This window comes from Mucilaginibacter pedocola (genome assembly GCF_002013915.1).
GTDB classification, from domain to species: domain Bacteria; phylum Bacteroidota; class Bacteroidia; order Sphingobacteriales; family Sphingobacteriaceae; genus Mucilaginibacter; species Mucilaginibacter pedocola.
Window position 1 is genome coordinate 64,763 of record NZ_MBTF01000023.1, and the last position, 24,586, is coordinate 89,348.

At 46.7% G+C, this 24,586-nt stretch carries 16 protein-coding genes; 15 read left to right on the forward strand and 1 reads right to left on the reverse strand.

Features of this window, described 5'->3' with window-relative positions; all coding sequences use genetic code 11:
- Window position 1: 1 nt before the first annotated feature.
- Together BC343_RS17820 and BC343_RS17825 are read left to right on the forward strand one after the other, a co-directional pair.
- Window positions 2-1,330, forward strand: a complete 1,329-nt coding sequence (locus tag BC343_RS17820; protein ID WP_078349151.1) for a sensor histidine kinase — start codon at window positions 2-4, stop codon at window positions 1,328-1,330.
- Window positions 1,331-1,551: 221 nt separating this feature from the next.
- Window positions 1,552-2,229 (forward strand): OmpA family protein, encoded by a 678-nt coding sequence (locus tag BC343_RS17825; protein ID WP_078349152.1) that lies wholly within the window; start codon window positions 1,552-1,554, stop codon window positions 2,227-2,229.
- A gap of 123 nt (window positions 2,230-2,352) precedes the next feature.
- On the opposite strand, the gene rlmN is transcribed toward BC343_RS17825, so the two are convergent.
- Window positions 2,353-3,426, reverse strand: coding sequence for a 23S rRNA (adenine(2503)-C(2))-methyltransferase RlmN (gene rlmN / locus BC343_RS17830; RefSeq protein ID WP_078349153.1), 1,074 nt, complete (start codon window positions 3,424-3,426; stop codon window positions 2,353-2,355).
- A gap of 146 nt (window positions 3,427-3,572) precedes the next feature.
- Here rlmN and BC343_RS17835 point away from each other — a divergent pair, with 146 nt between their 5' ends.
- The 13 genes from BC343_RS17835 to sov all read left to right on the forward strand — a co-directional run bounded on the left by BC343_RS17835 (window position 3,573) and on the right by sov (window position 24,396).
- A complete protein-coding gene (locus BC343_RS17835) occupies window positions 3,573-4,745 on the forward strand; it encodes an amidohydrolase family protein (protein ID WP_078349154.1) in 1,173 nt (390 codons plus the stop codon).
- 154 nt (window positions 4,746-4,899) lie between these two features.
- Window positions 4,900-5,175: an acylphosphatase gene (locus BC343_RS17840; protein WP_078349155.1), complete on the forward strand. Its 276-nt coding sequence runs from the start codon at window positions 4,900-4,902 to the stop codon at window positions 5,173-5,175.
- A 24-nt stretch (window positions 5,176-5,199) separates the two neighbouring features.
- Complete coding sequence (locus tag BC343_RS17845; protein ID WP_078349156.1) at window positions 5,200-6,702, forward strand: lipopolysaccharide biosynthesis protein; 1,503 nt, start codon at window positions 5,200-5,202, stop codon at window positions 6,700-6,702.
- Window positions 6,699-8,444, forward strand: coding sequence for a tetratricopeptide repeat protein (locus tag BC343_RS17850; protein ID WP_078349157.1), 1,746 nt, complete (start codon window positions 6,699-6,701; stop codon window positions 8,442-8,444). Before BC343_RS17845 ends, BC343_RS17850 begins: the two co-directional genes overlap by 4 nt.
- Entirely contained in the window at window positions 8,422-9,219 is a 798-nt protein-coding gene (locus BC343_RS17855; RefSeq protein ID WP_078349158.1) for a DUF4292 domain-containing protein, read from the forward strand. The genes BC343_RS17850 and BC343_RS17855 overlap by 23 nt, the downstream gene beginning before the upstream one ends.
- A 17-nt stretch (window positions 9,220-9,236) precedes the next feature.
- A complete protein-coding gene (locus BC343_RS17860; protein ID WP_078349159.1) occupies window positions 9,237-10,559 on the forward strand; it encodes a murein hydrolase activator EnvC family protein in 1,323 nt (440 codons plus the stop codon).
- 65 nt (window positions 10,560-10,624) lie between these two features.
- A complete protein-coding gene (locus tag BC343_RS17865) occupies window positions 10,625-11,122 on the forward strand; it encodes a Sec-independent protein translocase subunit TatA/TatB (protein ID WP_078349617.1) in 498 nt (165 codons plus the stop codon).
- A gap of 39 nt (window positions 11,123-11,161) precedes the next feature.
- Window positions 11,162-11,332 carry a twin-arginine translocase TatA/TatE family subunit gene (gene tatA / locus BC343_RS17870; protein WP_078349160.1) on the forward strand — a complete coding sequence of 57 codons (171 nt, stop codon included), beginning with the start codon at window positions 11,162-11,164 and terminating at the stop codon, window positions 11,330-11,332.
- A gap of 102 nt (window positions 11,333-11,434) precedes the next feature.
- Window positions 11,435-12,859 carry an Asp-tRNA(Asn)/Glu-tRNA(Gln) amidotransferase subunit GatA gene (gene gatA, locus BC343_RS17875; protein ID WP_078349161.1) on the forward strand — a complete coding sequence of 475 codons (1,425 nt, stop codon included), beginning with the start codon at window positions 11,435-11,437 and terminating at the stop codon, window positions 12,857-12,859.
- 60 nt (window positions 12,860-12,919) lie between these two features.
- Window positions 12,920-14,203, forward strand: coding sequence for a lytic transglycosylase domain-containing protein (locus BC343_RS17880; protein ID WP_078349162.1), 1,284 nt, complete (start codon window positions 12,920-12,922; stop codon window positions 14,201-14,203).
- A 109-nt stretch (window positions 14,204-14,312) separates the two neighbouring features.
- Window positions 14,313-16,610, forward strand: a complete 2,298-nt coding sequence (locus tag BC343_RS17885) for an NADP-dependent malic enzyme (RefSeq protein ID WP_078349163.1) — start codon at window positions 14,313-14,315, stop codon at window positions 16,608-16,610.
- A 3-nt stretch (window positions 16,611-16,613) separates the two neighbouring features.
- On the forward strand, window positions 16,614-17,198 hold the full coding sequence (gene ruvA / locus BC343_RS17890; protein WP_078349164.1) for a Holliday junction branch migration protein RuvA: 585 nt from the start codon (window positions 16,614-16,616) through the stop codon (window positions 17,196-17,198).
- A 67-nt stretch (window positions 17,199-17,265) separates the two neighbouring features.
- A complete protein-coding gene (sov, locus tag BC343_RS17895) occupies window positions 17,266-24,396 on the forward strand; it encodes a T9SS outer membrane translocon Sov/SprA (protein WP_238381802.1) in 7,131 nt (2,376 codons plus the stop codon).
- The last annotated feature ends 190 nt before the right edge of the window (window positions 24,397-24,586 follow it).

Genomic DNA, 24,586 nt, shown 5'->3' on the forward strand with positions numbered 1-24,586 from the left:
TTTGAAACTTAAAACCAAACTAACGCTGTTTAATGCTATCTCTAAACTGGTGATAGTAACCCTTTTTGTGCTCTTGCTGCCCTCTATTATCGAGAACATCAACCGCAACTATACCGATGATAGGCTCATTAAACAAAAAGATAAGCTGCTGCAAATAGTAAGGGAGCAGGGTATTAAAACCTATATTGAAGATGGGCAAAGCTACGGTAGTTATCTTCCGCTTAAAGAAGAATACATAAGTTTGGATGAGGTGGAGCCCGACTACTACGCCGACACCATACAAAACGAACGGCGACTGGTAGAGCGCGATACCATAGACTACCGCATATTAAGCCACACCTTTGTTGCCGGGAAAAAGAACTACCTGCTGGAAATAGGCAAAAGTACCGAAACCATAGGCGATACCACCGGCCCGCTGCAAACCATAGCCTTTTTGCTGCTGTTAGGCATGATAATGCTTACCATTATTGCCGACCAGGTGTACTCTAACTATATACTCGCACCACTCAGCCGCATTATCCGCACCAAGTTAGTGGGTGCCAAATTCCCGAGCTTTACTACTTATAGCCGCATAAAAACCACTACATCAGATTTTCAGCACCTCGACCTCAGCATCCATAAAATGATAGCCACTATTGAGCGTGCCTTTCAAAAAGAGCGTGAGTTTATCTCCAATGCTTCGCACGAGTTGATGACCCCTATCTCGATCATTCAAACCAAGATCGAGAACATGTTTGAACAGGAGGATGTTGCTGACGAATTGAAGGTGCGCTTGCTGGAGATGCAAAGGATACTTAACCGCCTTAAAAGTATTACCAAAACCCTGCTACTGATATCGCAGATAGAAAATGAACAGTTTTTGAAAGAAGACGAGATATCATTAAACGATATGCTGCAGGAGCTTTATGAGGAGATATCCATACGCCTGCAGGAGAAGAATATTGGGTTCAGCATTGCTTTAACTGAAGATGCCACGCTGGTAAACGTAAACAAGTTCCTGCTGTTCAACTTGCTGTTCAACCTGGTGAATAATGCCATTAAATACAATAAGCCCGATGGTGCCATAATTATTACCGGCGAGCCGTTTAAGGGTGGCTACCGCATCAATATAAACGATACAGGTATAGGCATAGCCGAAGACGAACTGCCATTTATATTTAACCGATTTAAAAAACTGAAGGCCTCGCTAAAACAAGACAGCTTCGGGTTGGGGCTTCCCATCGTAAAATCAATAGCCGATTTTCACCAGATAGATGTGCAGGTGCAGTCGGAACAGGGTGTTGGCAGTACGTTTATCCTCTCTATTCCGGCAAAACTTTTGCGTGCCTAATATGGCATTGTGCCAAAGTTGTACTAAAATGCAGTCAGTGTATAATTGTGGCGTATAAACTGCCTGCCATTCTTTCATTCCGGCTTTACTAATCATTAAAAAATTATAGTCAAACTATCAATTATTAAGGCTGATTTATAATCGGCGCCATTGCTTTCGCTCTGTAGGTTTTGGCACCTGCTTTGCAGTTGTCATGCTTACATACACATCAACTTTATAACATGAAAACTTTGAAATTAAAAATAGCTACTTTCAGTATTGCATTAGCTTCATTAGGCATTTTGGGTGCCGGTTGTAACTCGCTTACTAAAACACAAAAAGGTGCTGCCATTGGTGCGGGTGCCGGTGGTACTATAGGTGCTATTATTGGTAAAGCTGCGGGTAATACTGCATTAGGTGCTATTATTGGTGGTGCCGTTGGTGGTACAGCCGGTGCTTTCATTGGTCGTAACATGGATAGGCAGGCTGCTGAGATTAAACAAACTGTACCGGGTGCAACCGTTATCCGCGAGGGCGAAGGTATTTTGGTGAAATTTGATTCGGGTATTTTATTTGATACCGACCAATCTGCTTTAAAGGCTGCTGCACGTACCAACCTGCAAAATCTTTCTACCTCATTGGTAAACAACCCGCAAACTAACATCCTGATCGTAGGCCATACCGATAACACAGGTTCAGATTCACACAATATGGATCTTTCTATCCGCCGTGCCGAATCGGTAAAATCATTCATCGCTGCCGGTAACGTTGCTGCATCAAGGTTAAGCACATCGGGCAAAGGCGAAAGCGAGCCAATTGCAGATAACAACACTGTTGACGGCCGCGCGCAAAACCGCCGTGTAGAAATTGTAATTGTAGCCAACGAGCAAATGAAAAACCAGGCCCGCTCGGCACAATAATTTAAAAGAGAGATTATATAAGAGTTAATAGTTCTTCAGCGCCTTTCCGGAATACCGGGAGGGCGTTGTTGTTTTATGGGAAATGAGAATGGGTATTTGTACAGTCCGGTGGGAATATCGATATTATGCTTCCACTACCTCGGCTTTGCCTTTTTCTTTAATGGCTAATTGCCCGCAAGCTGCATCAATATCTTTGCCACGGCTGCGGCGCAGGTTGGTGTTTATACCCTGGCTGCGCAAGTATTCGGCAAAAGCTTCTACTTTATCTTCGCCCGCGTTTATGTAGCTGGCAAAAGCAATGGGGTTGTATTCAATGATGTTTACCTTGCAGGGCAGGTGCTTGCAAAAGGCTGCCAGCTCTTTGGCATCCTGCAGGTTATCGTTTACGCCATCAAAAATAATGTACTCGTAGGTTACCGGGTTTTTGGTTTTTGCGTAATAGTATTTTAAAGCTTCGGCCAATGCCTTTAGCGAGTTTTGCTCGTTTATGGGCATTATGGTGTTGCGCTTTTCGTCGTTAGCGGCATGCAGCGATAGCGCCAGGTTAAATTTCACCTGGTCGTCGCCAAGTTTGCGTATCATTTTGGCAATACCTGCGGTTGATACCGTAATGCGTTTTGCCGCCATGCCCAAACCTTCGGGCGAGGTAATACGCTCTACCGATTTCATCATGTTGGCATAGTTAAGCAAGGGCTCGCCCATACCCATGTACACAATGTTTGATAGGGGGATGCCATAATTGTCGCGCGCTTGCTTATCAATTAAAACAACCTGGTCGTAAATCTCATCGGGGTTAAGGTTGCGCTTGCGTTCCATGTAGCCCGTGGCGCAAAACTTACACGTTAAACTACAGCCCACTTGCGATGATACGCAGGCCGTCATTCGCTCAGTTGTGGGTATTAAAACACCCTCAATTAAATGGTTATCGTGTAATATAAAAGAATTTTTTATAGTTTTATCAGCACTAACCTGTGAAGTATTTATTTTAACATGATTGATAGTAAATTTCTCATCAAGCTTAGTACGTAGTTCTTTAGAAAGATTGCTCATGTCCTCAAAAGATATGCACGACTTTTTCCAAAGCCACTCGTACACCTGTTTAGCCCTGAAAGCCTTCTCACCCATCTGGGTGAATTGCGCCTGAAGTGCCTGAAGGTCAAGGCCGCGGATGTCTATTTTATCTTTTTTTGCGTTCACGGTGCAAAAGTACTTAATTTTAAAAATTCCGCTGCTTTTTTAAAGTCATTCATTTCTAACATTAAAAACAATAACTAAAAGTTAATTGTATTTAATTAAATTGGATGGGGTTAAATTGTTTTTAGAAGATGCCATTTTTTACTTGAATGAAAAGTTTTATAGCCGATTACGTTTACCCTGTTTATGCCGATCCAATAAAAAATGGAATAGTAACAGTTGACGACGACGGGAAAATAGTTTCCGTTAGTGATAGTCAAGGAGTTGATTTACAGCAAACTAAACCAGAGCGTCTTAGCGGCGTAATTGTCCCCGGTTTTGTAAATACCCATTGCCACACCGAACTCTCTCACCTTAAAGATAAAATTGCCCCTGGTGGCGGGCTCATTAGTTTTATTCAGGACGTTCAAAACTTCCGCAATATTGATAAGCAAGCTGTTATTGATGCCGCCCAAAAAGCCGACGAAGAGATGCGTGAAAACGGCATTGTGGCCGTTGGTGATATAAGTAACAGTAATTTTACAATTGATATAAAAAACAAAAGCAACCTCTATTACCACACGTTTATAGAGATATTCGGCTTTCTACCTGAGCGTGCCGAAGAGCTTTTTGAAAAGGCCGTTGCCCTTGCCGAAGAGTTTAAACCGTTATCCAGTTCGGTAACGCCGCATGCGCCTTACTCGGTTTCAAAAGAGCTGTTCAAACTCATTAAACGCTACAGCGATAGCGGTACAAACCTCATCAGTATACACAACCAGGAGTGCGAAGACGAGAACAAGTTTTACCGTTACAAGCTGGGTGGTTTTATTGATATGTACAAACACTTTGGTATCAATATAGATTACTTCAGGCCGCAGGCGCGCAACTCTATCCAATCGGTTATACCACTGCTTACCAATCGCCAAAAAATATTAATGGTGCATAATACCTGCACTAATCTGAAGGATATCTACTTCATTAAGCGGTTCGACCGTAAAATAAACTGGTGCTTTTGCCCTAATGCCAATTTGTATATCGAGAAACGCCTGCCCAAAGTAGAGCTGTTTATAAACCAGGGATTGAACATCACCCTCGGCACCGATAGCCTGGCATCAAATGGCCAGCTTTGCATCCTCAGCGAGATGCGTACATTGCAGCAAAATATCCCATCGCTAAGCTTCGACACCTTGCTGCAATGGGGCACTATAAACGGGGCGCGGTTTTTAGATATCGATAACACTAAAGGCACTATAGAAGCCGGCAAAACCCCGGGCCTGAACCTCATCACCGGGTTGGATGGTGGTAAAATTACGCCTGAAACTAAAGTTCGTAGGTTGGTGTAAGGTGAATGGTTGATTTGGTGAACGGTTGCTTTTGCCCGCCTTTATTTGTGGCTATCTCTTTAGAGTGCCAACAAGTTTAAGTTATTTTGCGTTGTTTATGCTGTTGTGAGTCATACAACTACTCACCACTTAACTCAATCAACCACTCACCAAAATGAAACATCTCGATATAACGGTTAAAGGCAAAGTACAGGGCGTTTTCTACCGTAAGTCAACCAAAGCCGTTGCCGACCAGCTGGGCGTGCGCGGCACGGTTAAAAATTTGCCTAACGGCGATGTTGCCATAGAAGCCGAAGCTGCTGATACCATCACCATGGATATGTTCTTAGAATGGTGCCACGAAGGCCCCGAAGATGCCGAAGTTACTGCTGTAGAAGTGCATGACGGCGAATTAAAAAACTATCGTAATTTTGAGGTAGTAAAAAAATAATCTGCTCACTTTATTTCCCGCCGATTGTCAACCGCAAAAAAATTCGCCGGACAAACTTTGGTATATGGCTTAAGCACTATTGCCGGCCGTGTGTTAAGTTTTTTCCTCACGCCTGTATACACCCACACCTTCCCAACCAAGGTTTACGGTATTTTTGGCAACCTGTATAGTTATGCCTCTATGCTGAACGCCCTGCTGGCTTTCGGAATGGAAACTACCTTTTTCCGTTACCTCAATAAACGGCCCGATGATAAGCAAAGCGTATATAATAATACCTTTGGCGTGGTGCTAATGGTATCGTTACTGTTTGTGCTGTTTACCTTTCCATTCGCCGGGCTTATCACTACCTGGATACGTATAGACCCATCAACACCTGTTTCCGAGTACATACTGTTTATCAAATTTTTTATCGGCACGCTGGTGGTTGACGCGCTTTCGGTAATACCCTTTGCTAAACTACGTGCCGATGGGCGCCCGGGCAGGTATGGTATGCTCAAGTTTGTTAATGTTATGATGTTCGTGAGCCTCAACCTTATTTTTATTTACGTTTTGCCTGCTATAGTTAACAATAAATGGGTGGGGGCATCGCTGGTAAGCCCATGGTTTAAACAAGGCTGGATCGGTTATGTGTTCCTTTCCAACTTCATTGCCAACTCAATAACCGCTATTATGCTGTTACCCGAGTTTGTAAAACTGAGGCCGAGATTAAGCAAGGCACTTATTCTCGAAATGCTGATGTACAGCTGGCCCGTTCTGATAGCCAACTTCTCGTACCTGGTAAACGAGAACCTGGATAAAATACTATTGGGCAAGATACTACCCATCAGCACGAGTGCCACGCAGGTAGGTATTTACTCAGCATGCGCCAAAATCTCCGTCTTCCTGAGCATTTTTGTGAACGCCTTCAGGCTTGGTGCCGAACCCTTCTTTTTTAGCCATGCCAGTAACAGCAACGCCAAACAAACCTACGCGCGCATAATGCATTATTTTGTAATTGCGGTGTGTATGATATTTGTGGCGTTGGTAGCCAACATCGAAATACTGAAGTATTTTATAAGAGGCGGAAATCCTGCACAGACACAATTGTATTGGTCGGGTATTGAGGTGATACCGGTGCTATTGTTTGGTTATGTTAGCCTGGGTATTTATATGAACCTTTCGGTATGGTACAAACTTACCGACCAAACTAAGTATGGCCTTTACATATCGGGTATTGGGGCGTTGGTAACCATTATACTCAATGTAATATTCATTCCGTTTTACGGCTATATTGCTTCGGCATGGATATCGCTGGCGGCCTATACCACCATGATGGTGCTTAGCTACCTATGGGGACAAAAGCATTACCCCATACCATACATGCTAAAAAAACACCTGGCCTATATTATAATATCGCTTGTGCTCGTTTACATATCGTTCAGCTTATTCAATCGTAATATATTTATCGGCAACGGGCTATTTATTTTATTTGCACTTGGCGCGCTGTATACCGAACGGAAAGAACTAAAAGCTATATTTAGCAAATGAGAAAAGCAGCGTTGGCTATTTTACTTGCAGGCTCACAGATGGCCGCTTTTGCGCAACAAAAAGGCGCAGGCAACGCCGTGCCTCAAAAGCAGCTTAGCTATGCCGATAGCATGAAGGTGAAGGACCTTTTCTTTAACGCCCTTCGGCAAAAAACTACCGACAATACCCGCCTCGCGTCAGAAATGTTTGGGCAGGTGCTGGCGATAGACCCCAATAACGATGCCTCGATGTACGAACTGGCTAACCTGCAAAAAAGCCAGAATAACTACAAAGCGGCAACCCCGTTGCTGGAGAAGGCAACCACTGTAAACCCCGATAACGAATGGTATTGGTTATCGTTAGCTGACATTTATGAGCGCAATAACGATTTGCCCAAACTTGCCCAATCTTTCGACCAGCTGATACGTATTGACCCTGAAAAACCCGATTATTATTTTGGCAAAGCGGGCGTGTTTGCGGCCGAACGTAAATTTGATGAGGCCATAAAGCTATACGATAAAGTAGAAAGCATAACCGGCCCTACCGACCAACTGCAGGCCAACCGCCAAAAAATATACCTGATACAAGGCAAGGTTGACCGTGCTTCGGGCGATTTGGAGAAACAAATTGCAGCCAACCCCACCGACCCTAAGTACTACCTGATGCTTGCCGAGGTTTATAATTCCAATGGCCTTAACGATAAAGCGCTTGATATATTAAACAAGGGCGTTACCGCTTTAGATAAAGAGAAAATAAGCGGGCAAGGCATTGGTTTGTTGCACATGGCCCTGGCCGATGTTTATAAAGACCAAAAGAATTTTGACGCGAGCTTTAACGAGCGTAAAATAGCATTTACCAATCCGGATGTGAATGTGGAGCAAAAGGTGCGCATAGTGCTCGACCTTATCCCCCGGCTTACCGACCCGAAAGTAAAAGCACAAGCACTGGAACTTAGCCGGTTGATTAGCGAGGTGCACCCCGACAATGATAAAGGCTTTGCCATTTATGGCGATATGCTGGTGCAAAATGAGAAATACCGGGAGGCGAGGCCGATGTACAAAAAGTCGGTAGAGTTGAACCCGCAATCGTACCAGGTGCAGGAGCAATTGGTGCGTATAGAGATGGCCGAAAGCGATTTTACTGCCGCGATAAAGGATGGCGAGAATGCATTGAGCTATTTCCCTAACCAGGCATGGATGAATTATTTGGTAGGCGTGGCCTGGCTGCAAAGCAAAAACTATAACAAGGCGCTGGGCTATTTAAAAAATGCCGCAAGCCTGGAGGCTGCCGATGCAGATATGCTATCGCAGGTATACTCGGGCATCGGCGATGCCTATCATTCCATCAGCGATAATAAAAACTCTGATGATGCCTATGAGAAAGCGTTGACCTATAATGCCGATAACGCTTTCACGCTGAACAATTATGCGTACTATTTGTCGTTAAGGAACGAGCGCTTGGATAAGGCAGCGGCCATGTCAAAACACAGTAACGAGTTGCAGCCTAATACCGCCTCTTTTGAAGATACTTACGCCTGGATATTATTCAGGCAGAAGAATTATGCCGAGGCAAAAGTTTGGATAGAAAAATCGCTGGCGCATGATAAGGACGACAGCGCGGTAAAAACCGAGCACTACGGCGATATATTATACTTTTTGGGCGATACTAATGGTGCCCTGCAAAACTGGCAAAAGGCCAAAAAGCAAGGCGCAGCGTCGCCTGTATTAGATAAAAAGATAAATGAGAAGAAATATTCTGAATAAAATAGCCCTCCTTGCTTTATTGGTTACAGCGGCAAGCTGTAAGTCGAAAAAGCTGGTAGAGGTACAACGCCCTACAAAGGATAGCACCGCTACAGTAAAGCCCAACAACGTGGCCGAAAAACTGGCGGTCATACGTTCTAAGCAGATCACCTTTAATACCTTTTCCGGTAAAGCCAAAGCAAAGCTGGCCGTTAATGGCGACGAGAACGATTGCACGCTGAACATCCGCATAAACCGCGACCAAAAGATATGGATATCCATTACCGCCATTGCGGGACTGGAAGTTGCTCGTGCCCTAATTACGCCCGATAGTATACAGGTGGTTAACCGTTTCCAGAATATCTACCTGAAAAAGCCTTTCAGCTATGTGCACCGATATGCAGGCAGCCAGGTAAATTTCAAAACCATACAATCGTTGCTGCTGGGTAATGCCATTGGCGAATTACTGAACCCTAGCGCTAAGCTTAGCCCCGAAGGCACCAATACCTTAGTGGCGGGTAACCTGCAGGGTGCTATTGTATACAAACTATTGTTAGGCCCCGATCTGCGCGTTACCCAAACCAATTTGGTGAACCAGGATGCCGGGCAGAGTTTAGAGGTGACCAACCGGGTATTTACACAGGCCGGCGACCGTATGCTGCCATCGCAGATCGATATAAACTCTACCGCGCCGCGCAATAAAGTAGTGGCCAACCTGCGTTATACACAACTGGAGTTTGATAAGGTGCTGGAGTACCCCTTCAGTATTCCAAAAAGTTACCAACCTGCTGATTAAAAAACTATTTTTGGTGAATGAAATTTTTTAAAGCCTTCCTTATTGTTATTGCTGTATGTACAGCTTCGGCAGCGTTCGCACAAAGCAGCGCGGAGTTGAAGCGCCGTAAAGATAAACTTACGGAAGAACTGAACCAACTGAACCAGGAGTACGAAGAGACGGCCAAGAATAAAAAGGTATCGTTAAAACAACTTAATAACTTAAAAATTCAGATAAACCTTCGGCAGGAGAAAATACAGAATATCAATGCCGAGGTGCGCAACCTGGATAACCAGATATCTGAAAGTAACAACACGGTGCGCAACCTGCAAAGCCAGCTCGACCAGTTGAAGAAGGAATACGCAGGTATGGTACTCTTTGCGTACCGCAACCAAAGTGCCTACAATAAACTGATGTTCATTTTTGCCGCGAAGGATTTTAACCAGGCCTACCGCCGTTTAAAATATTTGCAGCAATTTGGCACCTATCGCGAAAGGCAGGCAGGCTATATACAAGGAACCCAAAAAGAGTTGCATGTAAAAATTATTGGGCTTGATAGAGACAAAAAAGAGAAGAACAACCTGTTGAACGAGCAGGAGAAGGAAAGAGAAGAATTGGGCAAGGCTAAAAACAGCCAGGTAAAGGTAATTAGCGACCTAAGCAAACATCAGGGTGAACTGAAACAGCAGCAACGCGATGTGCAGCAAAGGATATTAAAGACCAACCGCGAGATCACCCGTGCAATTGCCCGCGAAATTGAAGAGGCTCGCCGCAAGGCAGAAGAGGAGGCCCGTAGAAAAGCGGCCGCAGAAGAAGCCGCACGAGCCGCCGCCGCTGCAAAAGCCAAAGCAGAGAATGCTAATGCACCAGCACCAACCGTAACCAAGAAACCGGTAGCTATAGCCAAGAAAACCGACAGTGAAGCGCTGAACGCAACACCCGAGGCTGCCAGGCTTTCTAACGACTTTTTGGGTAACCGTGGCCGCTTGCCATGGCCGGTTGCTAACGGACAGCCTATACATTATTTTGGAGTTTATGTAGAAGATGGTATTCGGAATGAGAATAATGGCTGGGAGATTAGGGCACCTGCCGGTGCAGCAGTTCGTGCCGTTTTTGACGGAGAAGTGAAAAGGGTGATGGACATAAGCGGGACTTATTTGGTTATCGTTCAGCATGGCGAGTATTTTACATCGTACTCAAACCTTCGTTCTGTAAGCGTGTCTGCAGGGCAAAAAGTGAGTACCAAGCAAACTATAGGTACTGTAGCTACCGATCAGCTAAGCGGCGAATCATCAGTTAACTTTATTTTGAACAAGGGCAAAACCTTTGTGGACCCTAAGATATGGTTAGCGCCAAACTAAAAAGTAAACCATTGCGTTTATATTGTATATATTTGTAACCTTAATTGTGAGATAAGATGTTGAGCATGGTTTTTGCATTCCTGAATATAGGCACCGGCGAGATGATACTGATCATTTTTGCGGCGCTGATGCTGTTTGGCGGCGAGAAGTTGCCCGAGATAGCACGTGGGCTGGGCAAGGGTATACGCGATTTTAAAGATGCATCTGACGATGTGAAGCGCGAGATAAACAACCAGATAAATAACTACGAGGATAAAAAGAGCGAGTTGAAGAAATCCCTCGAAGATAAACCGAAGGAAGAACTGCCCGAAGCAACCACTCCGGCTTACACCCCAATAGAAGGTACTATGCCGGCATACGAAAGCCATTACTCGGCTACCGATGCCATTGAAGAAGAAACCACCTATACCGAGCTTGGTAACCCCGAGGCACCCGAAACTTACGAAGAAGTGCCCGAAATAAAACACCCGGTTACCGGCAGCGCAAATACTGCTTCGAGTATCAATTTGAGCAAAGAAGGCGAAGCAGAAACCAAAACGACTATCGACGAAGAATATAAATAAGTCAACAAAAAAATTTAAATTACATTAAACACTAAGAAAATGGGATTAGGCGCACCGGAAATTATTCTGATCATTATCGCAATACTGATATTGTTTGGCGGTAAAAAAATTCCTGAACTAATGAAAGGTTTGGGTAAAGGCGTTAAAGAATTTAAAGACGCCCAAAACGGCGAAGGCGGCAGCGCATCGGAAGAAAAACCGAAAGTGTAATTGCCTGTATGGTAGCAACAGCTTTAATTAGCTGTTTTAACTTATAAACTTATCTGCTGAAATAGTTATGCTTCAACAGATAAGTTTTTTATTTTAGGCCCCATGTCTAAAAATTTTACCTCTTACACCGAGATAAAAAGAGGGTTACAAAGCGGTTCCGTTACAGCCGAAAGCCTGGTTAAAGAATATCTGAAACAGATAAAGGCCCACGCCCGCTTAAATGTTTTTAACGAGGTTTTTGAGCAGGACGCGCTTGCTGCCGCCAAAAACGTTGATGCACGCGTTAAAGCCGGTACTGCCGGCCGCTTAGCCGGTATGGTTATCGGTATTAAAGATAATATCTGTTATAAAGATCATAAGGTAACAGCATCATCGCGCATACTGGAGAATTTCACCTCCATTTATTCCTCCACCATTGTTGAGCGCTTATTAGCTGAAGATGCCATTATTATAGGCCGTTGCAATTGCGATGAGTTTGCCATGGGTGCCGCTAACGAAAACTCGTTCTTCGGCCCGGTGAAGAACTTTGCCGATGAAACCCGCGTGTCGGGTGGTTCGTCCGGTGGTTCGGCGGTGGCTGTGCAGGCAGGTATGTGCCACGCGGCAATTGGTACCGATACCGGCGGCTCGGTAAGGCAACCCGCATCGTTTTGCGGTGTAGTAGGTTTTAAGCCAACTTACGGCCGTATATCGCGCCATGGTATTATATCTTACGCCTCATCGTTCGATCAGGTGGGTACACTTACCAAGTCGGTAGAGGATGCAGCTTTACTGTTAGAGATAATGGGCGGGCCTGATGAGTTCGACGGTACCCTGTCGCGTAAAGAACTACCCAAAGCAGAAGCACACAAGCCTGATAACGGCAAAAAGAAAATAGCCTATTTACAGGAAGCCATATCGAGCCCCGGCGTAGATGCCGAGGTGAAGAATACGTTGATAAACGCTATAGAAAAACTACGTGCCGACGGGCATACGGTTAAACCCATATCATTCGAGTACCTGGATTACCTGGTACCATCGTACTACATATTGGCCATGGCCGAAGCATCGAGCAATTTGGCTCGTTACGATGGCGTGCACTACGGCTACCGCAGCCCCAATGCTACCGACCTGATATCAACCTACAAACTTTCGCGCTCAGAAGGTTTTGGTAAAGAGGTGAAGCGCCGCATTATGCTGGGCACCTTTGTACTGAGCGCTGGCTATTACGATGCCTATTACGCAAAGGCCCAAAAGGTGCGCAAACTCATCCGCGACCAAACTAACGCTATATTGGGCGAGTACGATTTCCTGCTTACACCAACTGCGCCCGAGCCTGCTTTCCCGATAGGCAAAAAGGAAAAAGACCCGGTGGTAACCTATCTGTACGATATTTTTACAGTGCAGGCATCGCTTGCCGGGCTGCCGGCCATATCCTTACCGAGGGGCAATAACAGCAAAGGGCTGCCGTTAGGTTTACAGTTATTGGCTAAAGGTTTCGCCGAAGAACAACTCTTGAACTTCTCCGAATATTTTCTTCAGCTATAAAAAAATTATACTTTAGTAGATAGTTTTACGGGCTTCCGTTCCCGTGTATAACCTGGATTTATGAGGAAATTCTTTACGTTTATTACCTGCGTGGCAGCATTGCAGGTGATGAAGGCCGATCGCTTATTCGCGCAATCGCCAACGGCAGATACTGCGGCCCTTCTCCCTGTAAAAGAAGTGGCCGTATCAAAATACCAGGATGTTATTTACAAACGCCGCCTGGATGCTATCCAAAAAGACGTCCCGCTCGATTATAATAATTTTGTACAGGGCTATATAGACGCCTACATGGGCCGCCGCGATGAGATAGGCCGCTTTATTGGCCTCTCTAAATATTACTTCCCCATTTACGAAAAGGCGCTTCGCGATGCCGGGGTGCCCGAAGAAATAAAATACCTTTCGATAGTTGAATCGGCATTGAACCCCAATGCCGTATCGCGCGTGGGTGCTGCCGGGCCATGGCAGTTTATGTCGGAAACGGCCAAGATATACGGCTTGAAGATGACCGACTATGTAGACGAGCGCCGCGACCCCATACAATCGAGCGCGGCCGCCGCTGCCTACCTGCGCGATGCCTACCAGCAATTTGGCGATTGGCTGCTGGCCATAGCCTCATACAATTGCGGTAAAAGCAACGTAGAAAATGCACTGGCCAAAACCGGCGCTACGGATTACTGGTCTATCCGCACCCTGCTGCCTGCCGAAACGCGTGGCTATGTGCCTGCTTATATTGCCATCAGCTATATGATGAATTATTACCCCGAACACGGTGTACGCGCGCAGCCTACCGATATTTCGATGGAGAACGATACGCTGAGCATTAACCGCATGGTCCCCATGAACCGTTTAGCCGCCGCTTTGGGTATGGATTTGAAGGATCTAGTGGTGCTTAACCCCGGTTACCGCATGCTTATTGTAAATGGCACGGCTACCGCGCCAAGGCAGTTACTGGCACCGCATACGCGCAAGGAGCGCTTTGCTATTTTAGCGGAAGCTGTAGATAACCCTACGTTTGTAATACCGCCGTACCATCCGGTTTATGTACCACCGCCGGCACCAATTAAGCCGCCGGTAATTGCCGTGGCACCTGCTGCTGCCAAAACTATGCAGGCGGTTGCCCCTGCCGTAACAAAAACTGCCCCGGCTGTAACTACTGCCGAAGCAAGCGGCCCAAAGCCTAACATCCCGGCTACCTATATTACTAAATTAGGCGATACACTGGCAGATATTGCCACCAAATACGGACTGAAAGTAGAAGACCTGATGGCCTGGAACAAACAACTGGGCAGCAGCAAAACCATACGCCTTGTGGCAGGCCTTACGGTGAACTTAAGCCGTGGGTAATTGATATTTAATGTGGGCCGGGTTTGGAGAATTACCTCCAAAACCCGGCCTTTTTATTACCGGCTTTCAAAAAGGTAATTGTAATTTTGAGGGCTTGAATTAGAGAAGAATGAATAAACCAACACGCAAACAGGATGCCCTTAACTACCATGCTAAGGGCCGCCCCGGTAAAATTCAGGTAGTGCCAACCAAGCCTACCAATTCGCAGCGCGATTTAACCCTGGCTTACTCGCCGGGTGTTGCCGAACCTTGCCGCGCCATTGCGGAGAACGTAGACGATGTATATAAATATACCGCCAAGGGTAACCTGGTGGCGGTTATCAGCAACGGTACCGCTGTATTGGGGCTGGGTAATATAGGCCCCGAGGCCAGCAAGCCGGTAATGGAAGGCAAGGGCCTGCTGTTTAAAATTTATGCCGATATCGACGTGTTCGACCTGGAGGTGAACGCCAAGAGTGTCGACGAGTTTGTAACCATTGTAAAAGCACTTGAGCCAACTTTCGGCGGCGTGAATCTGGAGGATATATCGGCCCCTACCTGTTTCGAGATAGAGCGCAGGTTGAAGGCGGAGATGAACATCCCGGTAATGCATGACGATCAGCACGGCACCGCCATTATATCGGGCGCGGCCCTGATGAACGCCTGCGAAATACAGGGCAAAAAGCTTGACAAAATAAAATTGGTAGTGAACGGCGCAGGCGCTGCGGCGGTATCATGTACTAAAATGTATCTCTCGCTGGGTGTGAAAAAAGAGAACGTTGTAATGTTCGATATCAACGGCGTGCTGGATACCAACCGCACGGACCTGGATGATATCCGCATGGAGTTTGCCACCGAGCGCACAGATGTAAAAACTCTTGCCGATGCCATGAAGAATGCCGACGTTTTTGTAGGCCTATCGGCAGGTAATGTGGTTACGCCTGCTATGCTGGTGAGCATGGCTAAAAACCCGGTAGTATTTGCTATGGCCAACCCGGAGCCCGAGATAAATTACGACTTGGCGGTTTCGGCACGTAAGGATATCATTATGGCCACAGGCCGGTCGGATTTCCCTAACCAGGTGAATAACGTATTGGGCTTCCCATATATATTCCGTGGCGCGTTGGATGTAAGGGCTACTGCTATTAACGAAGAAATGAAGATAGCCGCGGTAAAGGCAATCGCCGAAATGGCGAAAAAGCCCGTACCGGAAGCGGTTAACTTAGCTTATAACATTACCAACCTGAAGTTTGGTAAAGATTACATCATCCCTAAACCGATGGACCAAAGGCTGATAACCGAGGTGTCATCGGCTGTGGCCAAAGCGGCTATCGAAAGCGGTGTTGCCCGCAAGGTAATTACCGATTGGGATGCTTACAACGAAGAACTATTATCGCGCCTGGGCACCAACAATAAGCTGATGCGCGATATTACCAACAAAGCCAAGCAACACCCAAAACGCGTGGTATTTGCCGAAGCCGATACCTACAAAATTTTGCGAGCCGCCCAAATTGTAAAAGACGAGGGTATAGCTACGCCGATATTGCTGGGCAACATTGAGAAGATAAAGGCCATCATCCGCGAAAACGAGCTTGATCTGGGCGATGCGCAAATGATAGATACCCGTGATGAATGCCACCGTGTACAGCTGTTCACGGAGTTTCTGTACAAAAAACGCCAGCGCCGCGGTATTACCAAACAAGAGGCCCGTAAACTGGTAAGCGACCGTAACTACTATGGGGCCTGCATGGTACAATTTGGCGAGGCTGATGCACTAATATCGGGTTTGACCAAGAACTACGCAGACACCATTAAACCTGCCCTGCAAATTATTGGTACCGACGAGGGCGTAAACCGTGTTGCCGGTATGTACTTAATGATAACCCAAAAAGGCCCTGTGTTCTTTGGCGATACTACAGTAAATATCAACCCCACTGTTGATGAATTGGTGGATATTACCGTACTGGTAGAAAAAGCGGTTTCGCACTTTATACCTAAGCCAAGGGTTGCGCTTTTATCGTACTCCAACTTCGGATCAAACAAAGGTGAAATTCCTGAAAAAACTGCCGAAGCGGTGCGTATATTGCATGAGAAATATCCCAACATGATAGTAGATGGTGAGATGCAGGCAAACTTTGCCCTCAACCCGGATCTGTTGAAGGATAACTTCGAGTTTTCGATGCTGAACGGGAAACCGGCCAATACGCTGATTTTCCCGGGCTTGGCATCGGGTAACATTGCTTATAAACTGTTGCAGGAAATTGGTGGTGCCGAAGCGGTAGGCCCAATTTTGCTGGGCCTTAAAAAGCCGGTGCATGTGTTACAGTTAGATAGTAGTGTTAGAGAAATTGTGAACATGGTCACTATTGCCGTGGTTGATGCGCAGGAAAAAAAGCAAACTGCATCGGCCACGCAAAAAAAGAAATAAAGTATGTACGATTATATTGATGGGCGCATGGCCTTTAAGGGGCCGGCGCATGTGGTAATTGATGCTGGAGGTGTTGGCTACCACATCAATATCTCGGTAAATACTTTTTCTAAGCTTTCAGATACTGAAAGGTGCAAGTTGTACGTTTGGTTACATGTAAAAGAAGATGCACACACCCTCTACGGTTTTGCCGACGAGGGCGAACGCAGGCTTTTTTTACATCTGGTATCAATATCCGGAATAGGGCCGGGCACAGCGCGTATGATGTTATCTTCCATCACCCCCGATGAGATACGTAACGCGATAGTGCAGGGGAATGTTCCGCTTATACAAAGGATAAAAGGTATCGGGCCTAAATCTGCGCAACGCATAATTTTAGAACTTCAGGATAAATTAAAAAAAGAAGGGCCGGACACGCTTACGGTGGTTCCGGGCCTGAAAACCGCTAAGGAGGAAGCTCTTGCTGCCCTTGTTATGCTCGGCTTTGCGCGCAATGCGGCCGAAAAGGTTTTAGACCAGGAGATAGCTAAAAATGGTGGGACGTTAAGTGTAGAACAACTTATTAAATTTGCATTAAAAAGCTTATAATTACCCTAATATAAAATAACACTTGGTTAAAAATTTTACTTTTAAAATCTTTATTAGTACTATTTTTTTGTCCGCTTTATGCGGAACCGGGAAGTTATTAGCCCAAAATCAGATACCGGGGCAAACCACAATACCCCGCCCGGGGCAGCAATCGGGCACCCAACAACCGGGTTTTCCGCAACAGCAACCGCCAACGCAACAGCGTCCGGGGCAGCAAAATGTACCACAAACAAACCAGCAGAATACAGCTCCGCAAGATACCAGCCGCCCGCGTAATACGGCACCGTTGAGCAACAAGCCAAAGCTTACCAAAACCCGTAACCAATGGGCGTTGGAGGGTTTGTTTGATGTTGACCCTCCGGGCGTAACCAGTACCGTGGAGTACGATTTGAAGACCAACTCCTACATTATCCGCAAAAAGCTGGGGAACATGAATTATGGCGTACCGCTGTATTTAAGCCCATCGGAATACCTGAAACTGCAGCAAAAAGGCATGCAGCGCGAGTATTACAGGCAACTGGCAGATAATTATGCATACGAGTCGCAGCAGCCGGGCTTTATACCGGCCATAAAAGTGCGCAGCAAAACCTTCGAGCAGATATTTGGCAGCTCTAACATCAACATCCGTCCGCAAGGTTCGGCTGAGGTTATTTTGGCAGGGCAAATAAATAAGAACGAGAATCCACTCTTCAATACCCGCCAGCGCAACCAGTTCAACTTCAATTTCGACCAGCGTATACAACTGAACGTTACAGGCGATATTGGCGATAAACTAAAAATTAGTACCAACTATAATACCGAGGCGCAGTTCCAATTTGAGAACCAGATAAAGTTGGATTACACCGGCCACCCCGACGAAATTATCCAAAAGATAGAGGCGGGTACCGTAAGTATGCCACTGAATACTTCGCTCATTACCGGTAGCCAGGCACTGTTCGGGGTGAAGACCAAACTGAAATTCGGCAAGCTGGATGTTACCACCATTTTATCGCAACAGCGCTCGCAATCAAAAAATATTACCATTACCAATGGCTCGCAGCAGGGCAATATATCGCTAACCGCTGCCGAGTACGAATCTAACAAGCACTTCTTCCTGTCGCAATATTTCAGGAACAACTATAACCGCGCGCTTGCTAATATCCCCATTATTAGTTCCAATATCAACATTACAAAAATTGAAGTTTGGACAACCAACCGCACCAACGTAACTACCGATAGCCGCGATATATTGGCCTTTTTGGATTTGGGTGAGAACCGCCCGTACAATACTACGTTAATACAGCCCGGCGCGAGCGGCTTGCCTGCCGGCTTTAGTGGCCCAGGCTTCCCGCAGCAATCGAATAATCTATTGTCGCAGTTGCCCACCGGTGCACGTAGCACCAACTCTAACGAAGTTGCAACTTTCTTCCGCTCTTCAGGCGCTACCGATAACTATGCCAAGCTAACCTACGCCCGCAAGCTTACCGAGAAAGAGTTTACCCTGCACCCGCAATTGGGTTATATATCGCTAAACTATCCGCTGGAGAACGACCAGGTTTTAGCTGTGGCCTACCAATACTCATACAACGGGCAGGTTTACCAGGTGGGGGAGTTCAGCAGTGATGTGGCGGTTGACCCTAATACCCCCAAAGTGCTGTTCGTAAAGTTGCTGAAGAACGAGTTGCTGAAAACCAATCTGCCCACCTGGGACCTGATGATGAAAAACATCTACTCGCTGGGAGCTTACGGCATCAGTTCATCAAACTTTAAACTGAACATTAGCCGTTTGGATGATAAATCGGGTATTGAGAAAACCATAATGGACGAGGGTACCAACACCAAGAGCAAACGCTGGATGCAGCTAACAGGTGTTGATAATCTGGATCAGCAGAGCGATAAACGCCCCGATGGCTATTTCGACTTTTTGGAGGGCATTACCATCGATTCGCAAAACGGGCGCATTATGTTCCCCGTGATAGAGCCCTTTGGATCCGATCTGGCAAAACAATTCACCGCAGGCGAAACGGATTTGGTAACGCGGTATACCTATCAACCGTTGTACGATTCTACCAAGACCATTGCGCAGCAACTGTTCCCCAAACTTAACCGGTATTTAATAAAGGGTACTTACACCTCCACACAAGGCTCGGAATATCAACTGAACGCTGTGAATATTCCGCAAGGTTCGGTAGTGGTAACAGCGGGTAACCTGAAATTGAACGAGGGTTCGGATTATACGGTAGATTACAGCTCGGGCCGTATCCGGATATTGAACAGTGCATTGCTTCAATCGGGGCAACCCATCAATATCAAGCTGGAGAATAACGAGCTGTTTGGCGTTCAGCAAAAATCGCTTTGGGGTACCAGGCTCGATTACCGCGCCAACAGCAAACTTGCATTGGGTGCCACCTTTATGCACCTAACCGAGCAGCCCATCACCCAAAACGAAATAGTGGGCGAGGAGTCTATCTCTAACAGTATTTTCGGTTTCGATGCTAACTACAGCACTACATCAAGGCTTCTGACGCGGTTGGTGGATAAAATACCGTTGATAAACACCAAAGCACCATCAACCATCAATCTAAGCGGTGAGTTTGCCAAGCTGATGCCGGGTAGCCCGGGCGCCCTGAATTTTGCAGGCTCGAAGAACGGTACTTCTTATTTGGACGATTTTGAGAATAGCCGCTCTATTATTGATGTGAAAAGCGCCGTAAGCTGGCAGATATCGGGTACACCGCAAATGTTCCCCGAGTCGCAATTGTTTGATGACCTGAGCTATGGATTCAACCGTGCCCGACTTGCCTTCTACAACATCGATCCGATATTTTACACCAACGCAGGCAATATCCCGGTGAACCGTACCGACTTATCTAACCATTACGTAAGGCAGGTGATAGAGCAGGAGGTGTTCCCGTATAAGCAATCGGTAACCGGGCAGCCGCTTACTTTGGCTACGCTTAACCTTGCCTTTTACCCAACTGTGCGCGGCCCGTATAACTACAGCACCACCGGCGTTAGTAACGATGGGCACCTGCTAAACCCGCGCACACGCTGGGGGGGCTTGTTCCGCAAGCTGGAGACTAACGACTTCGAATCGAATAACATTGGCTACATCGAGTTTTGGATGCTGGACCCCTTCATTTACAAACCCGGCTCGCAGGGTGGTGACCTTTACTTTAACTTGGGTAGCATATCTGAAGATGTGCTGAAAGACGGCCGCAAGAGTTTAGAGAATAGCTTGCCGGTAGATGGCGCTACTGATAAAACCGACGAAACCAACTGGGGCCGCGTATCAAAACTGCAGCCGGTTATTAACGCTTTTGATAACAACCCAAGCTCTCGCGCTTTGCAGGATGTGGGTTTAGATGGTTTGAACAGTGCCGCCGAGCAAACCAAATTTGCCAGTATTGTGAACCAGGCCAAAGCGGTATTAAGCCCGCAAGCCGCAGCCGAATTTACTGCCGACCCATCATCTGACGACTACCGCTACTACCAAGGGCCTGAGCTTGACCAGGCACGTGCCGGTATATTGGAACGTTACAGCCGTTACAATGGTAGCGAGGGTAACTCTAAAACAGCAGAGCAATCGCAAGCGGAATTGGGGCTGCAAACTTCGGCATCAACATCGTTACCCGATGGCGAGGACATTAATCGCGATAATAACATGAGCCAAACCGACGAGTACTACCAGTACCGTATATCTATCCGTCCGCAGGATATGTTGGTTGGCCAAAACTATATTACCGACAAAGTAACTTCGAACGTTAAGTTGGCCAACGGCCAAACCGAAGCCGCTACCTGGTACCAGTTTAGGATACCCATTGGCGATTACCAAAGCAAGGTGGGCAACATACAGGATTTTAAGGCCATCCGCTTTATGCGTATGTTCATGACCAACTTTGCCGATACCTCGGTATTGCGTTTTGCAACCCTGCAACTGGTACGCGGCGAGTGGCGTACCTTTAATGCCGAAAATAATCCGCTGAATGTTATTGCAGACCCAAGCATACAAAACCCTGTAGTGGATGGCTCGCAACTGGATGTGCAGGCTGTAAACATCGAAGAGAACGGTAACCGTACACCAATACCTTATGTAGTGCCGCCGGGCATTAACCGCCAGCGTAACTATAACAACCTGCAAACCGATACCAAGCTGAACGAGCAATCGCTATCGCTGAAAGTGGCCAACCTGCGCGATGGTTATTCGCGTGCGGCCTTCCGTACTTTTTATAACGACCTGCGTTCGTACAAAAAGATACAAATGTTCATCCACGCGGAAGGTGAAACACTTAATGACAAGGACCTGAATGCCTTCGTGCGTTTAGGTGTGGATTATATAGATAACTACTACGAGTACGAGGTGCCGCTTACCATTACCCAGCCCGGCACCCGCGACCCCGGCGCTATTTGGCCTGCCAATAACGAACTTAACCTGCAACTGGAATTGCTGACCAGCGCCAAACTGGCTCGTAATAATGCCAAGCTGAACGGCCAACCATGGCCATTCACCACGCCATTTGTGTATACCGATGGCGCCAATAAAGTAACCATAAAAGGCCAGCCCGACTTGAGCCGCCTGCGTACTATTATGCTGGGTGTGCGTAACCCTTACAAAGGCAACAACTCGGGGCCCGACGACGGTTTAGATAAGAGCGGTACCATTTGGTTTGATGAGTTGCGCTTAACGGACTTTGACCAGCGCGGCGGTTGGGCGGCAACAGCAAGGGCCGATTTTGCTTTGGCCGATTTTGCCAACATCACCATATCCGGCAGTAAGAGTACGGTGGGCTTTGGCTCGCTGGATTCGCGGGTGAGCGACAGGAGCAGGAGCGACAACCAGATTTATGATATATCGGGCAGCGTGGAGTTGGGCAAGTTCTTCCCGGCGAAGAGCGGAATAAAAATACCGGCCTACGTGAACGTGAGTAATGCCGTGGCTACCCCGCAGTACGACCCGCAATCGCCGGATGTGGAGCTGAAGAAAACTTTAGCTGCCGCCCCAACATCGCAGGCAAGGGATTCGATACGGAATGTATCTATAGATTATACCATGCGCAAAAGCATCAACTTTACAAACGTGCATAAAGAGCGTACCGATGCCAGCGCGCCTGTACACGTTTGGGATATTGAGAACTTTAACGCCACCTACGCCTATACCGAATACACCCACCACGATTTTATTGTGGAGAGTGATATAGCCCGCACTTACCGTGTAAGCCTGGCCTATAACTATAGCAACCAGCCGAAATATATTTCGCCATTTGAGAAGGTGATCAAGAGTAACCTGTTGGCCCTGGCGCGAGATTTTAACTTCAGCCTGCTGCCATCAAGGTTGAATTTTAGCATCAATTTCGATAGGTTCTATTCGGAGAACACCCTGCGTAATAACGACCCGAATAATTTTATACCGATACCTACGGCCTTCAATAAAAACTTTAACATTACCCGCGTTTACGGTATAGGCTGGAACTTGTCGAAGTCCTTACAGATGGATATCGATGCTACCAACCTTTCGGTGGTGGATGAGCCCGCCGGGCGAATTAATGGTTTGAAGCGCGATACCCTTTGGGAAAACCTGAAAAGGCTGGGGCGTACTACCAATTACAACCACACTATTAACTTTAATTACACCACGCCTATAAACAAGGTGCCGGGTTTAGATTGGACGGCGTTGGTGGCGCGTTACAGCACGCATTTTAACTGGCAAACCCAACCCGAGTTTGCTATTAACAACCCCGAGTATAACATTGGCAATAGCATACAAAACTCGCGCACCGTACAACTGAACCCTACGCTGAACTTCATTACCTTCTACAACAAATTTAAGGGGCTGCGCAAAGGGCCGAATGATAAGGGAGGGGTGAAGGGTTTCTTCCTTGGTTTATTAACCAGCTTGAAGAATGTTAGCGGTACTTATACCCGCACTGAGGGCACCTTCCTGCCGGGCTATCTGCCGCAGTCGAATTTCTTCGGGCAGGATTTTAGTTATAACTCTCCGGGCTTAGGCTTTTTGTTAGGCAGCCAGGCCGACCTGCGTAGCCAGGCAGTTGCCAATGGCTGGATAACCCGTGACACCCTGCAAAACCAGCCTTACGTACGCACCTTTAACTCCGACCTTCGCCTACGAAGCATCATAGAGCCGATAAAAGACCTGCGCATAGAGCTGATTGCCTTTAAAACCCAGGACCGTAACTACCAAACCAACTTTAAGTATTTGGCCAGCAGTAATTCCATAGAGAATTTGAGCCCTACAACTACGGGTACTTACAGTATTTCGATATTGTCGTTCGCTACGGCATTTTCTAAAACTACCGGCGGTACCAATAACTCTACCACCTTCCAGCAGTTTTTAGCTAATAGGGAGGTGATATCGCGCAGGCTGGGTGTTACCAACCCCAACTCTACCGGCACGTTAACCGATGGCTTTGTGGATGGTTACGGCGCCAACGCGCAGAACGTTTTAATACCGGCCTTTTTAGCGGCTTATACAGGTAAAAATGCGGCAAGTGCATCGTTAAGCCAGTTCCCGGTAACGCCTATACCCAACTGGCAGGTAAGCTATAACGGTTTGGGTAAAATGCCATTCTTTACCGAGATATTCGATTCGTTTGACCTGAAGCATGGTTACCGCTCATCGTACAACGTAAATGGTTATACCACCCTGCTGCAATATCAAGAGGCAAACGGAGCAGTTAGCGCCCGCGATGTGAATAACGACTTCCTGCCATTCTTCCAGATGACGCAGGTGAGCATCTTCGAGCAATTTGTGCCCTTACTGGGTGTTGATGTACGCTTTAAAAACAGCATGACAGCCAATATGGAGTTCCGTAAAACGCGTACTTTGGCGTTGAGCTTGTTGAACAGCCAGCTGGCGCAACAGAGCGAGAATATCATTGTATTCGGTTTCGGCTACCGCCCTAAAAACTTCAGGATGCCGTTTGGCCTGCTTGCGGGCAAAACCAATAACGATGTAAACTTTAAGCTGGATGTGGCCATCCGCGATAACAAAACGCTGATATACCGTGCGGATGTACAAGATGCCGAAGTATCATCGGGTGCTAAAAATATCACCATGCGCCCGTCGATAGATTATGTAATAAACCAGCGCTTCAACCTCAATATCTTCTACGATAGCAATATCACCAAACCCTATACTTCGCAAACGTTCAACACCTCGTTTACCAACTTTGGCTTGAACTTGAAGCTGTTGTTGCAGTAGTTTTATGCCCTTGTTGGTGTTATCACCAACAAGCCCGTAATGCCCTCAGATACATGACAACCGCGAGACCATTAGCTCAATGACAATATGAGGTTTCAACAAGCGTTGGAGTCGCTGGTGATAACACCAACGACGGCGGGGAGAAAAAGAGCCCTTGTCATGCTGAGGGACGAAGCATCTATTCGCGAAT